We start from the raw sequence: 13,600 nt of genomic DNA on the forward strand, positions 1-13,600 counted from the left end.
GGGGCCCCAGGTTGGCGCGAAAGAGGAGCGAAGCGTACTTGGGTACGCGAGCGACGAATGAACGCCAAGATGGGGTGGCTCGTAAAGCCGAGCAGGTTAGTTGAGCTTCAGGGCCTTCTGAATGGGCAGGTAGAGGGCGCCGACCAGAATGGCGTTAAAGACGGCGGTCATGGCGACGACGGGCAACATAGCGGCGGCGAGCTCGCCGACCACGCCAAGCATGGCCATCTTGATAACCATGAAGATGACGCCGGAGACAAAGGTGGTCACGAAGGTAGCGACGATGGCGACGGCAGGCTTAACCTGACCGTTCTTGCCGGCGGCGTTGACGATGCCGGCCATGAGCATGGCGGCGATGCCCTCGGCGGCAAAATCGACGAACGGCGAAGTGGTGGTGATCTGGATCACGGCAGCCGAGATGAGGCCAATGACGAGCGCCTGGCCGATGTTGGGGCGAACGACCAGGATGGTGAGGCAGAAGGCTGAGATGATGAACTCGGGGCTGATCATGCCGCCCGAGATGCCCGAGATTGCCTTGCCGACGGTGAAGTTGAGGATGAAGCCGGCGGCGAGCAGGATGGCGAGCAGGACGAGGGCGCGGACATCGAGTTTGCCGCGATCGGCGGTCTGGACGGTGCGGGGCTGGGTGGCGGTGGTGTTCTGAGACATGGTGAAAATCCTTTCGGAAGGGGATTGCAAGAGAAAAGCGGAGGCGCGTGATGCGAATGCGATCGGGCTCGAGATAGAAAAAGGCCCCCGGTCGAAACCGGAGGCCTTCCAATCACCTAGAGCGCAAAAACAGGCGTGAGGGACTCACTGTCGACCGATCGTATTCGCATCACGCCACCACCAGTTGTTGAGAGACTTCATCGTGTTCTTCATGTTGGTGGCTCCTTTCGTGATGCCGTGGCGCGGTCGCACCTAGTTGCTGTTGCGCTGCACTATAGCACAGCGAAGTGTGTGCGGGGAAATCTTTTTTAAAAAGATTTCAGGCGGGTTTCCCGTCGGTCAAAAAGGCGGGTTAAGTGGGCGTGGTGACTCATGTGCCCCGCCCGCTCAGCTAAGACGTTACTCCTTATTGCGACGGTAGAGGAAGTAACCGCCCGCGGAGATGACGGCAACGCCAGCGATGGCGAATGCAGCCACCATGCGGCCATCAAAACGATCGCCAGTGGTGGGCAGGCCGCCCTTGGTGTTCGTCTTGTTGGTGGTTACCGTGGTCGTGGTGTCCGACTTGCCGGGCTTCTCGGGCTTGGTGGTGGGCTGCTCGGGCTTAGCGGGCTGTTCGGGCTTAGCGGGCTGCTCGGGGGTACCGGGCTGTTCGGGAGTTCCGGGCTGATCCGGGGTCACCGGGTCGGTGGCAAGAGTGTCCTTGGCATAGGTGATGGACACCTTGAGGCCGTTGGTCTCAGTGTTCAGGTCGCTCGGGGTGAAGGGCGTGCTGAAATCCTCAGCCTTCAGATAAGCGCGCATCTCCTGGAGAAGGGCCTTGCACTTGACGTAGGTGTTCTCAGTGGCAGCCTTGCCGGCCTTGTTTGCCAGGGCGGTGCGGCCCTCAGTGGTGGTCTCGGCCTGCATAGCAGCATCGACCTCAAGGTTCTGCTCGATGAGCTCGTTCTGGAGAGCGTCGAGGTAGGCGCGAACGCCGGTGCCGAGCTGCTCGCGGTGCTCGTAGCAGAGGGAACTAATGTCCATGAGGACGTAGTTGATGGAGTTCTCGGGCTCCTCGTTGTTCACGATGTCCGTCTCTTCGCAGTGATCGTAGGAGACATCCTGATTGCTGAAGTAGGGGCTGACCTCGGTGAGCAGTGCAGAGTACAGAGGAATAGCGACGGAGTAGGCGGCGCGGGAGAGCATCTCCCACTGAATGGTCGCGATCTCGGGGTCCATGCCCTGACGGATCTGGAAGAGGTTGGTCTCGGTGCTTCTTTCGGTGCCGATGGCGTAGACACCGTCGGTGTTGGCGTTGAGGCCGGGGACATTTTCGCCGCGGTTGCCAAATGCACGGATCATCTCAAAGGTGTTCCAGTCGGACTTGCCGGGCTTGAAGAACAGGGGCTGGATCTCGCTGACCATGGCTCCGATTTGGTCGGGGCCTTTTTCCGGTTTAACCGTGACGATGTCGTAATCCGCACCCTTGGTCAACGGGGCCATGAAGTAATCGCGGCCCTGGACATAGCGAGTCCACTGATGAACGCCGGAATCGGCGACGCTTTTGCCATAGGTCTTGGCAACGTCGAACTTGCCGTCGGTGTACTCGGCGAAGCCATTTTTCTCGGGCATGGTCTGGATGCCCTCGGAGTGGAGGCAGTTCTCGTCGTCATCAAGGTTGACATCGTAATTGAGTCCGCCGATGTTGGGGTTGAGTGAGGCGACGTCATCGGCGAGCTTCATGGCGATCCACTGGTGGCCGGAAAGTGCGGCAAACAGCCAAGTCTCGTTGCTGTCGGCGATGATAATCTGATCGTTGCCGTTGGCGCCCTGCTCGTCGATGATCTTGCCGAGGAGCTCGACACCCTCACGTGCTTTGGCACTTTCGCCTAAGATAACGCTGCCGTAGCTATACTCGCCAATGCCAGTGTCGGTCAGGGGGTCTGCCTTGGCGGCTTTATCGTTCATGTTGGTGGTCAGCGTTGCGGAGCAGGACACGCCCTTCTCGTTGATGCCTGCCTCAGAGTAGGCATCATAGCGCCCGTGCCACTGCGAAGGATGATCGCGCACGTAGCTATAACGATATGTAGTCTTGGTCGACCTGTATGAGAAGTCGGACTCGTCTGAGCCGTAGGTATACCCGGGGGCATGCGACGGCTCAATGCCAAAGTGCTTGAGGTAGCGCGGGCCAAAGTCCTCGGCGCGACCATAATATGTGTTGCCGTCGGCTGTTAGGTTTTTGCCCATGTACATCTGCGTGCAGGCGAGCGCAGATGTCGGCATGGACATGATGGTCGCAGCTCCAAAGGCGAGGCCTATGCCTAGCTTCTTGAGCGCGTTGACGGGGCGAGTTTTCCTCATTTTCCCTCCCAGCGTGCGAAAGCCCTCTGTCGCCAGAGGGCTTCAGCCAATAAAGACACCTCATTAGCGTAACGAACTGGAAACAATATTCATCTATGAAAGAAACTTACTCGATAAGCGTGATGAAATATGCGATGAACGGTTAATCGTACTCAGTTTGCAGCTTTACTTTAATAAAGACGCCCTGTAATTACTGTAGCCGAATAAAGTAGCTGGGAATGCCCGAAATGAAAATCCCCCGCTGTTTGACGAATGCATAAACAGTGGGAGAGTCGATAACTGGATGAATATCATACCAATGTGGATTTACTTCTTTCGGCGGTGAATCACGTTGATGGCGTAACCGACGAGCATGGCCAAGACGATGACAATAAAGCCGATCAGGGGATTGTCGTTCATAGGGTCCTCCTATTTTCCGAGCGGGGAGAATTCGTCGACGATGAGGTCGAGGCATTGCGGAAGCGCGCGGGCTCCAAAGACGCCCGAGTTGCTGGAGATAATCTCGCCATCGAACTGCATGCCCAGTGACGGGGTGCAGGTGATCTTGGCTTCCTTGGTCTGGATGATCTTGAACTGTGGGCGCCCGAGTACCTTGCCGGCGGGGTCAAGCGCAGCGGTGATCACGGTAGGCAGCAGCTGCACGGTGCGCACGGGTTCGATGACCGCAATGTCGACCATGCCGTCGTTCATGCGGCAGTTGGGGAACAGGTTGATGTCGTTTTGGATGACCGAGGTGTTGCCGGCCATGCAGCAGATGCCATCGAGCTCCTCGACAATGCCGTCATGCTCGATGGTAAAGTGCGCCACCGTGGGGTTGGGCGTGGCGAGCGCGGAGAGGAAGTAGGCGATCTCGCCGATGTCGTTTTTGGTAGGGGCGGCCTTCATCATGATCTCGGCGTCGAAGCCCGAGCCGGCGATGATGATAAAGCCGTGGCGCCTTTCGTTGCCGTTCTCGTCGAGCCAAAAGAGCTCGCCCATGTCCACTTTGACCGTGCGACCGGCACGGCAGGCCTTGGCAAGTGCCGCTGCCTCGGGGGCATTACCGATGTTGTTAAAGAACAGGCAGGCTGTGCCGGAGGGGAAGACGAGCGTGGGGACGCCGCATCCGCGCATTTGGTCGAGTACGTTGGAGACGGTGCCGTCGCCGCCCGAAATCACCACGCGATCAAACTCGCGCACGTCTGCCACGGCGTCTTCGGGTTCCATGCCATCGCCGATAAAACGCATCACGACCTCGTCGCCGCCCTGCGCGAGGGCGTGCGTGAATGCGTAGATTTCATCTGAGCTGGGGCCCGATGCCGGGTTGTGGATGATAAGGCAGCGCATACTTACGTTCCCGTTCTGTGACTAACCGAGTATAGTTGTAAGGCAATGCCGATATCCTACCCGTGTTTTTCGGGCCTAACCTTATTCGATGGGTTGATATGTACATTTCCACACATCAGGCTCTACTCGACTTTTGCCAGCGCGCCCGTGAGTTTGACGCGATTGCCGTCGATACCGAGTTTTTGCGCGAGCGCACGTTCCATCCGCGCCTGTGTTTGGTTCAGATTGCCACCCCTGCCGAGAGCGTTGCGGTCGACCCTCTGGTGATCGACGACCTGTCGCCGCTGGCCGAGCTTATGGCCGACGAGAGCGTGATCAAAGTCTTCCACGCCTGCTCGCAGGATATGGAGGTTATGCTCCATACCGTGGGCGTGCTGCCGCGTCCGATTTTTGACACGCAGGTGGCCGCCGCCTTTTTGGGCGAACGCCAGCAGATTTCCTACGGCGCGCTCGTGCAGACGTTTTGCGGCGTCTCGCTGCCCAAGACCGAGTCGCTGACCGACTGGTCGCGTCGCCCGCTGACCGACAAACAGATCGAGTACGCGATCGATGACGTCAAGTACCTGATCGTCGCCTATACCGAGATGATGAGCCGCCTGCGCGAGCTGGGCCGCGTGGACTGGGTGCTCGACGAGCTGCGCCCGCTGGCTGACGAGTCGCACTATCGCGCCGATCGCCACGAGGCGTTCCGTAAGGTCAAACGCATCAATTCGTGCAGCCGTCACCAGTTGGGCATCGCGCGCGAGCTCGCCGCCTGGCGCGAGGACCGCGCCGAGCGCCGCAACATCCCGCGCAAGTGGGTCATGTCCGACGATACGCTGCTGGCGCTCGTTAAGCGCAATCCCGTGCGCGTTGAGGAGTTCCGTAGCATTCGCGGTACCGACCAGTTGGGGGAGCGCGACGTGGACGGCGCGCTCATGGCCATCAAGCGCGGTGCGAGCTGCCCGCACGATCGCCTGCCGCTCATGGTGCGCGGGCATCGCCAGATCTCTCCGGAGCTGGAGAGCGTGACGGATCTCATGTACGCGCTCATCCGCCTGGTTGCCGAGCGCTCGGGGGTGGCGACCTCGGTCATTGCCTCGCGCGATGACCTGGCCGATTACATCGAGCATCCTGAGCAAAGCCCCCTGCGCGAAGGCTGGCGTTTTGAGCTTGTGGGTTCGCGCCTGGACGATCTGCTTTCCGGCAATATGGGGCTGACGGTGAAGGACGGCAAAATTGAATTGCTATAAGGAAGCCTAGCCGCTTGAGTGGGTAGAATGCCTCCAACGTGTAACTCGATTCGGAGGAATTCGCATGCCCTATTATTATGGTTACGGCTTTGGCATCGACCCGCTGTACCTGCTGGTTGTTCTTGTCTGCACGGTGCTTGGCCTTGCCGCACAGAACTATATCAACTCGACGTACAAAACCTGGTCCAAGGTTCGCTCAGACGGCGACACGGGCGCCACGGTCGCTCGCCGCATGCTTGACGCCAGCGGTTGCAATGCCGTGGGTATCAAGGGCGTTGCCGGTGAGCTCACCGACCATTACAACCCGCAGGATAACAATCTGTATCTCTCGGATGCCAACCGTTCGGGCGGGTCGGTCGCAAGCGTTGCCGTCGCCTGCCACGAGGCGGGCCATGCCGCCCAGCGCCAAAGCGGTTACGCCATGATGAAGGTACGTACCGCCCTCGTGCCGGTCGTCAACTTTACCCAGAACACCTGGACCATCGTGTTGCTCTTGGGCCTGTTTATGAACATCGCGGGACTCACGACCCTCGCGCTGATCTTCTTCTCGTTAAGCGTGCTGTTCCAGCTCGTTACGCTGCCGGTCGAGATTGACGCCAGCCGCCGCGCCGTGGCGTATATCGAGCAGTCGGGCATGAGCTCCAAACAGGTCAACGGTGCCAAGAAGGTGCTGACGGCCGCCGCGCTTACCTATGTGGCTGCGGCGCTCACCTCGATTATTCAGCTGCTCTATCTTATGGCTCGCTACAACAGAAACTCCAACCGATAACAAATTGGGTCGCTGGGCGCCGCGGGGATTTGTGTCCCCGCGGCGCTGTACTATGTGTTGGACTTGAATTTGCGCAGGGCCGGAGCCCTTGTGCACGATGACGAAAGGAGGCTGCGTGGCAGGCTGGAATCTAACCGGCAATGCCGTTTCCGCCGAGTTCGACGGTTCGGACGAGCAGGAGCGCAAAGAGCTCAGCGTGAGCCAGGCGGTAGAGATCGCCGCCGGTGCGCTCGAGGCCATTCCGCAGCTGAGCGTTCTGGGCGAGGTCACGGGTTTTCGTGGCCCAAACGCCCGAAGCGGCCACTGCTACTTTCAGATCAAGGACGACTCGGCGGCCGTCGACTGCATCATCTGGAAGGGCGCTTACCTTAAGCGCACCTTCGACTTGCGCGACGGCATGCAGGTAAGCTTTAAGGGCGGCTTCAATCTCTACAAGCCTACGGGTCGTATGAGCTTCGTCGCCCGCTCGTTCTCGTTAGCGGGGGAGGGTCTGCTGCGTCAACAAGTGGCGCAACTGGCCGAAAAGCTACGCCGCGAGGGCCTGATGGACGAAGCGCGCAAGCGCCGCATCCCGGTGTTCTGCTCCCGCGTGGCGGTCGTCACCTCGCTTTCGGGTGCCGTAATCGACGACGTCAAGCGTACATTGCGTCGTCGCAACCCGCTCGTCGAGCTCGTTTGCGTGGGCGCCAAGGTTCAAGGCGAGGGTGCGCCGGCCGAGCTCATTGAGGGCTTGCGCCGCGCCGCTTCCATTACGCCGGCGCCCGACTGTATTTTGCTGGTGCGCGGCGGCGGTTCCTTTGAGGACCTCATGACCTTTAATGACGAGGAGCTTGCCCGCGCGGTGGCGGCTTGTCCTGTGCCCGTGGTGACCGGCATTGGCCATGAGCCCGATACCTCGATTTGCGACATGGTGAGCGACCGACGCGCCTCCACGCCCACGGCGGCGGCAGAATCGGTGGCGCCGGCTATGACGGAGTTGGCCGATGTGCTCGAGGCGCGCCATCAGCGTCTGGGTGCCGCGATGGCATCGATGATTGGGTCGGCCCAGGTCGACCTGGAGATGCTCGATCAGCGCGGTCGCCGTGCCTGGGATACCTATACGGCTCGCTTGGGTGATGCGCTCGATGCCGCTGCGTGTCGCCCGTGCCTCAACGACCCCACATTTATGGTCGAGCGTCGCGAATCGGAGCTTGCGCTGACTGCCGATCGCCTGTCGGGCGCCATAGTACGCTCGGTCGGGACATTCCGCTCCAACTTTGAGCGCTTTCCCGAGCGTCTGATTACAAGCACCTCGGGGCTCGATGGTAAGCGCCATGCGCTCACGCTTGCGAGTTCCCGCCTAGAGCATCAAGGGCGCACGATGCTCAGCAAGCCAGCGTCCGACCTGAGCCGTGCGGCAGCGTCGCTCGATGCCCTGTCGCCGCTCAAAGTGCTTGCTCGCGGCTATTCCATCGCGTACAGCGATGATGGTGTGGCTACGAGTGCCAAGACCTTTAAGCCTGGCGACGCCATTCGCGTGCACATGGCAGACGGCAACGTGGCAGCAACGGTCGATACGGTCGAGTAACCCGCGTTTCATAGCGATAAACCTTTAGGAAAGGAAACAGATATGGCAGAGAAGACCCCGGTCGAACAGCTTACGTACAAGCAGGCCTCGCAGGAGCTGGAGCTCATCATCCGCAGCCTTGAGTCGGGCGATATGGAGCTCGAGGAGTCGCTCGAGAGCTACACCCGCGGCGTCGAGCTCCTCAAAAGCCTGCGCACCCGCCTGTCCGATGCCGAGCAGAAGGTCTCGGTGCTCCTTAAGGACGTCGACGGCAACGACGTGCTCGCCGACGGCGAGGCCGCCAACACCGATGATAACCTTTCGTTCTAAGCATCTCGACCAAATATAATTACCTTGGTCTGTAAGAAAGGAACCAGCTATGTGCGATTGCATCTTCTGTAAAATTGCCAACCACGAGATCCCCTCGACCGTTGTCTATGAGGACGACCAGGTCATCGCCTTCGACGACCTCAACCCGCAGGCGCCGGTCCACACGCTCGTGATCCCTAAGAAGCACTACAGCGACATCGCCGACAGCGTGCCTGCCGAGACCATGGGCGCCATGGCCCACGCCATCCAGGAGGTCGCCAAGGCCAAGGGTCTGGAGGACGGTTTCCGCGTCATCTCCAACAAGGGCGTTAACGCCGGCCAGACCGTCATGCACTTCCACATGCACGTCCTCGGCGGCAAGAGCCTGGGCGAGAACCTCATCTGAGGACGCGTAGCCCGTCGACTTGGCTGCCTTTGGAGTAATCTATGCAGCTTTCTCAACTCGAATACCTTCAAGCGGTAGCGAACTATGGCGGCGTGCGCAAAGCAGCTCGCGCCGTTCATGTGAGTCCGCAGGCCGTTTCGTCGGCAATCAAAAAGTTGGAATCTGAGTATCAGATTGTTTTGCTCGACCGATCGGCGGGGGAGGCTGTTTTGTCTCCGGCGGGCAGAGAATTTGCGCGTCGTGCACGCGTGATCCTGACACAAGTCGACGATCTCAAAAAGTACGCTCAATCGAGGGGCGACGGCGTTTCGCCCGATGGCCACTTTCGTCTTTACGCCCCCTGCCTTCATGGGCGGGGGCGCCTTTTTGCCGAAAACTGGTATGACTCGTTTGAACGCTCGCATCCTCAGATTCACCTTGATGTGTGGCATCAGCCAACGGCTACATGCTTTGAATCACTTGTGCTTGGTATTTCGGATGCGGCCATCTCATTTGAGGAACCAAGGGACAGTGTCCTTTCTTCAAAATATTTGGGTGAAAAGGAGCTCAAGGTTCTTTCATGCCCAGCGGGTCATCAATCTGTGGGCGCCATGACCATTCGCGAGTTACTGGGCGGCAGGCTCGCTGTTCCCATTAATTTGTCACCCTGTCTCAATGCAATCAATCAATGTCCCGAAGCCCAGCTCGTCAATTTTCGCTTCCGTGATGTTGAATACGGAAACAGGGCGCAGACTGAGTTTCTTCAAGCCGGGGGATTGATATTGAGTTTTTCTGGCTCTTCTCTCGCATCAGATGTATTGGAAGTGAGCGAGTGCTCCATTGAAGGTTCGCGTGACGTAGCCTTGCCCATCTACTTTTGCTATCGACAAAATGCCTGGACTGATCGACACCAGACGGTTTTTCTGCACCTATTGCGTCATCTTGCTTCGTGAGATTAATTGGCTTCGAGGCATCAAGTGATTATTGACGCCTTGTAACACATAGCTGACAGCTTTGCCCTCATGCTTTTCCAAGATTCCGATTTAGATTGCTGACTCTTGGAGGGTGGAGCATGAAAAACCGTACGGTTTTGCTTTATATGACGTTCGTTTTTCTGCCGAACTTCAGCACCATCTTGTATTTTCTAACTGTCTACCTTGAGTTCGTCGGACTTTCGATGGTATCGATTTCTAGCATGATGATTGCATATCAAGTGAGCAAGTTCATCCTTGAAGTTCCCACTGGCTATATTGCTGATAGGTTTGGACGAAAGACAAGCGGTCTCGTTGGCGTCGTGGGAATGCTTGGATACTACGCCGCCCTGCTTCTCGTCCGTTCTCCCCTGCTTTTAATCGGTGCGTTCGCTCTCAAGGGTTTTGCCGTTGCGTGTGTGAGCGGATCCATCGAAGCGATTTACATTGACAGCGTCTCTCAGGACCAGCTCGTAAGACTTAATGTCGTTGAGCGATTTGTTTTCTATGCCTCTTATGCCATCTCCGCTTGCGTGGGCGGTTTCATTTCGTCCGTCGGTGCATATCTCATTGGTCTTTCGGCAGATATCATCGCAATGGTGTTGACGTTGGTTGTCGTTGTCTGCATTCCTGAGATGCGAAGAGGGGGCACTGCGACGACACCTGAACATGGGATTAGCCCGAAGATGATCGGTGCCGCTATTGCGGGTAATGGCATTCTTCGTTCAGCGTTCATCATGGACTGTTCTCAGGCATTTGCTTTTGTCGCCCTGGAAGACTTTTTCTCACTGCTGCTTGCGGGTCGCGGAATGAATGCCGTCGCTTCGGGTGTGACCATTGCGGTTCAGCTCCTTGCCTCGGCCTCCATGGGACTTATTGTGCCCTGTGCGATTGCTCATGTCGACAAGGGCCGCTTTGCGCGTATTTGCGGCATCGTGCGTCTTTTCCTGACAGCTCTGTTTTTGATTCCCTTAACTCCGGTTTATTTGCTGCCCGTGTTCTATGTGCTGCAGACGGTCGCGTACTCGTTATTTGCTCCAATTAAATACTCAATTTTTCAAAAAGCAGCCGATCCTTCGATGCGCTGTTCACTGATTTCGGTTCAAAGCCAGATGGTGGCGGTGGGTGCCATCCTTTTCTATCTGTTCAACGCTGCGTTGAGCGGCATCGCGGGCATTCGAGTCATATTGCTTGTCGCGCTCGGGATTTCTTCCCTTGTGTATATCCCCGCGTTATTTCGTCTTACAAGCCAGAGGACATGAGTATTTAGGCACCGATAACTTATATATCAACGCAATAAACCCGAGCGCGAGGGCGTTTGGGTTTATTATTGAAGCGTATGTAACCTGGCGGCGCCACACCGCCTGTTAGTAGGGAGACACATGAACGTTCTGGTCGTCAACGCAGGATCTTCGACCCTTAAGTATCAGGTCATCGATACCAAGTCCCATAAGGTGTCCGCAAAGGGCTCCTGCGAGCGCGTCTGCTTTACCGGTGGCACTTTCACCCATGCTGCCAACGGCTCCAAGAAGGTGACCGAGAACATCGAGTTCCCCGACCACAAGGTCGCCATCGAGGTTGTCCTGAAGGACCTCGAGGCCAACGGCGTCAAGATTGAGGGTATCGGCCACCGTATCGTTCAGGGCGGTTGGTACTTTGGCGATTCCTCCCTCGTCGACGAGGATGTCCTCGCCAAGATCCGCGAGGTCGCTCCGCTCGCCCCGCTGCACAACAACCCCGAGGCCAACGTTATCGAGTACTGCCTGGAGCAGTATCCCGACCTGCCCAACGTCACGGTTTACGACACCGCTTTCCACTTCAACATGCCCGAGGTCGCCAAGACTTACGCCCTGCCCAAGGACGTCTGCGACAAGCTGCACATCCGTAAGTACGGCGCCCACGGCACCAGCTACCGCTACATCTCCAAGAAGGTCGCCGAGATGACCAACGGCGAGGCCCGCAAGGTCGTCGTGTGCCATATCGGCTCCGGCGCTTCCCTGTGCGCCATCGAGGACGGCAAGTGCATGGACACCACCATGGGCTTGACGCCGCTCGACGGCGTTATGATGGGCACCCGCTGCGGCTCCATCGACCCGGCTACCGTGTGCTACCTGCAGCGCGAGGGCGGCTACACCTTCGACGAGGTCGACGAGATGATGAACAAGAAGTCCGGCCTTTTGGCTGTGACCGGCGGCAAGACCAACGACTGCCGCAACGTCGAGGAGCTCGCCGCTGCCGGTGACCCCGAGGCCCAGCTTGCCTTCGATATGTTCGTCTACAAGATTGCCGCCAAGGCTGCCGAGATGGCCACCTCCATGTGCGGTATGGACACCCTGGTCTTCACTGCCGGCATCGGTGAGCACGCTCCTGCCGTCCGCGCCGGCGTGGCCGACCGCCTGGCCTTTATGGGCGTCAAGATGGATCATGCCCGCAACGCCCTGCGTGGTGACGGCGCATGGTGCCTGTCTGCCAAGGATTCCAAGGTTAAGATTTTCGTTATCCCCACGGACGAGGAGTTCATGATCGCTTCCGACGTCGAGCGCATCGTCAACGGCAAGTAATTGCAAAAGGGGAGGGGCTGGACGACCGAGCGCCGTTCGGCCCCTCTTTTGTGCTCGTTGGGCGATATGCCTGATAGTTATTTATTAAGTTGTGATAACTTCTTATTAACATGCGGCCGCCTTAAGGGGTCTGCGCCGACCGTATCGCACTGCAAAGGAGTCTCATGAACGTACTTGTTGTCAACGCCGGTAGCTCAAGCCTTAAATATCAGCTTTTGGATACCGATACCCGCGAGGTTTTCGCCAAGGGCAACTGCGAACGTATCGGTTCGGACATGGGCATCTTTGGCCACTCCGAGAACGGTGGCGCCAAGCAAACCGAGGAGGTCCCCTTCCCGGACCACCGTTCGGCTATCGCACGTGTGCTCGAGGAGCTCGAGAAGACCGACTTTACGATCGATGGCATTGGGCATCGTATTGTTCAGGGTGGCTGGTACTTTGACGATTCCGCGGTCGTCGACGATGAGGTCATGGCTAAGATTCTCGAGGTGGCACCGCTTGCCCCGCTGCACAACTACGGCGAGGCAGCGGCAATCGAGTATTGTCGCGAGAAGTATCCGGAGCTGCCCAACGTGGCCGTCTTCGACACCTCGTTCCACATGACTATGCCCGAGGTCGCCTACACCTACGCCCTGCCCAAGGACGTGTGTAACAAGTACCACGTGCGCAAGTACGGCGCCCACGGTACGAGCCACCGCTACGAGTGGATGATGGCCAAGGAGATCCTGGGTTCGCGCTGCCACCGTCTGCTTTCGTGTCATCTGGGCAACGGCGCTTCACTCGCCGCCATTGAGGACGGTGTATGCCGCGATACCACGATGGGCCTCACGCCGCTCGACGGCCTGATGATGGGCACCCGTTGTGGTTCCATTGACCCGGCTACCGTGTGCTACCTGCAGCGCGAGGGCGGCTACAGCTACCAGGAAGTCGATGACATGATGAACAAGCAGTCTGGTCTGCTTGCCATCTCGGGCATCTCCAACGACGCCCGTGACATCCGCACGCGCGCCTCCGAGGGCGACGAGCGCTGCCTGCTCGCCTTCGATATGTTCGCCTACAAGGCCATGCAGCAGGCCGGCTCCATGATTGCCTCCATGGCGGGCGTGGACACCATTACCTTTACCGCCGGCATTGGCGAGAACGACTGGTCGATCCGCAAGGCTTTCTGCGACTGCTTCGAGTGGCTGGGCGTGCGCATCGACAACAACAAGAACCGCGAGGCCGTGGGTAACGGCCCGCAGGTCATCAGCGCCGCCGGTTCCGCCGTCACGGTCATGGTCATCCCCACCGACGAGGAATACATGATCGCCCACGACGTCGAACGCCTGACCAAGAACAACTAACGCATTCGTCTGTAATTGAAAAAAGGCCTCCAGAGCAACAGCTCCGGAGGCCTTTTTACTAGCAGGCGGTAATTCCAGTCCCAAAGTGACCATCGCCGGCAACGCCTGCGCTTTCAGCAACGGCATCCATTCGTTCAGATCCTAAG

At 58.3% G+C, this 13,600-nt stretch carries 12 protein-coding genes; 9 read left to right on the plus strand and 3 right to left on the minus strand.

The genetic code is table 11. The features are described from left to right. Nucleotides 1-96: 96 nt before the first annotated feature. The 3 genes from DW180_RS04895 to DW180_RS04905 all read right to left on the minus strand — a co-directional run bounded on the left by DW180_RS04895 (nucleotide 97) and on the right by DW180_RS04905 (nucleotide 4,338). Nucleotides 97-669, minus strand: a complete 573-nt coding sequence (locus DW180_RS04895) for a hypothetical protein (RefSeq protein WP_117635404.1) — start codon at nucleotides 667-669, stop codon at nucleotides 97-99. Nucleotides 670-1,068: 399 nt separating this feature from the next. Beyond that, complete coding sequence (locus DW180_RS04900) at nucleotides 1,069-3,012, minus strand: C69 family dipeptidase (RefSeq protein WP_118237709.1); 1,944 nt, start codon at nucleotides 3,010-3,012, stop codon at nucleotides 1,069-1,071. 408 nt (nucleotides 3,013-3,420) lie between these two features. Further along, entirely contained in the window at nucleotides 3,421-4,338 is a 918-nt protein-coding gene (locus DW180_RS04905; RefSeq protein ID WP_117779285.1) for a diacylglycerol kinase family protein, read from the minus strand. Nucleotides 4,339-4,436: 98 nt separating this feature from the next. On the opposite strand from DW180_RS04905, the gene rnd reads away from it, so the two are divergent. The 9 genes from rnd (at nucleotide 4,437) to DW180_RS04950 (ending at nucleotide 13,454) form a co-directional block, all read left to right on the plus strand. Continuing rightward, nucleotides 4,437-5,570 (plus strand): ribonuclease D, encoded by a 1,134-nt coding sequence (gene rnd, locus DW180_RS04910; RefSeq protein ID WP_117779286.1) that lies wholly within the window; start codon nucleotides 4,437-4,439, stop codon nucleotides 5,568-5,570. 64 nt (nucleotides 5,571-5,634) lie between these two features. Further along, the gene (locus DW180_RS04915) at nucleotides 5,635-6,339 is read left to right on the plus strand and encodes a zinc metallopeptidase (RefSeq protein WP_118237711.1); all 705 of its coding nucleotides are present in this window, start codon (nucleotides 5,635-5,637) and stop codon (nucleotides 6,337-6,339) included. Between the two features lie 115 nt (nucleotides 6,340-6,454). After that, nucleotides 6,455-7,906 carry an exodeoxyribonuclease VII large subunit gene (gene xseA, locus DW180_RS04920; protein ID WP_369831520.1) on the plus strand — a complete coding sequence of 484 codons (1,452 nt, stop codon included), beginning with the start codon at nucleotides 6,455-6,457 and terminating at the stop codon, nucleotides 7,904-7,906. Nucleotides 7,907-7,948: 42 nt separating this feature from the next. Then, nucleotides 7,949-8,215 (plus strand): exodeoxyribonuclease VII small subunit, encoded by a 267-nt coding sequence (xseB, locus tag DW180_RS04925; protein ID WP_006234311.1) that lies wholly within the window; start codon nucleotides 7,949-7,951, stop codon nucleotides 8,213-8,215. A 49-nt stretch (nucleotides 8,216-8,264) separates the two neighbouring features. Beyond that, a complete protein-coding gene (locus DW180_RS04930; protein WP_117862334.1) occupies nucleotides 8,265-8,600 on the plus strand; it encodes a histidine triad nucleotide-binding protein in 336 nt (111 codons plus the stop codon). A 41-nt stretch (nucleotides 8,601-8,641) separates the two neighbouring features. Next, nucleotides 8,642-9,532, plus strand: a complete 891-nt coding sequence (locus DW180_RS04935; protein WP_118237713.1) for a LysR family transcriptional regulator — start codon at nucleotides 8,642-8,644, stop codon at nucleotides 9,530-9,532. Between the two features lie 119 nt (nucleotides 9,533-9,651). Continuing rightward, the gene (locus tag DW180_RS04940) at nucleotides 9,652-10,812 is read left to right on the plus strand and encodes an MFS transporter (RefSeq protein ID WP_118237715.1); all 1,161 of its coding nucleotides are present in this window, start codon (nucleotides 9,652-9,654) and stop codon (nucleotides 10,810-10,812) included. Between the two features lie 120 nt (nucleotides 10,813-10,932). Beyond that, entirely contained in the window at nucleotides 10,933-12,111 is a 1,179-nt protein-coding gene (locus DW180_RS04945; RefSeq protein WP_006234305.1) for an acetate/propionate family kinase, read from the plus strand. Nucleotides 12,112-12,275: 164 nt separating this feature from the next. Continuing rightward, complete coding sequence (locus DW180_RS04950) at nucleotides 12,276-13,454, plus strand: acetate/propionate family kinase (RefSeq protein WP_117759016.1); 1,179 nt, start codon at nucleotides 12,276-12,278, stop codon at nucleotides 13,452-13,454. Nucleotides 13,455-13,600 lie beyond the last annotated feature (146 nt).

This window comes from Collinsella sp. AM16-21 (assembly GCF_003471905.1).
In the GTDB taxonomy this organism is placed as follows: Bacteria; Actinomycetota; Coriobacteriia; order Coriobacteriales; family Coriobacteriaceae; genus Collinsella.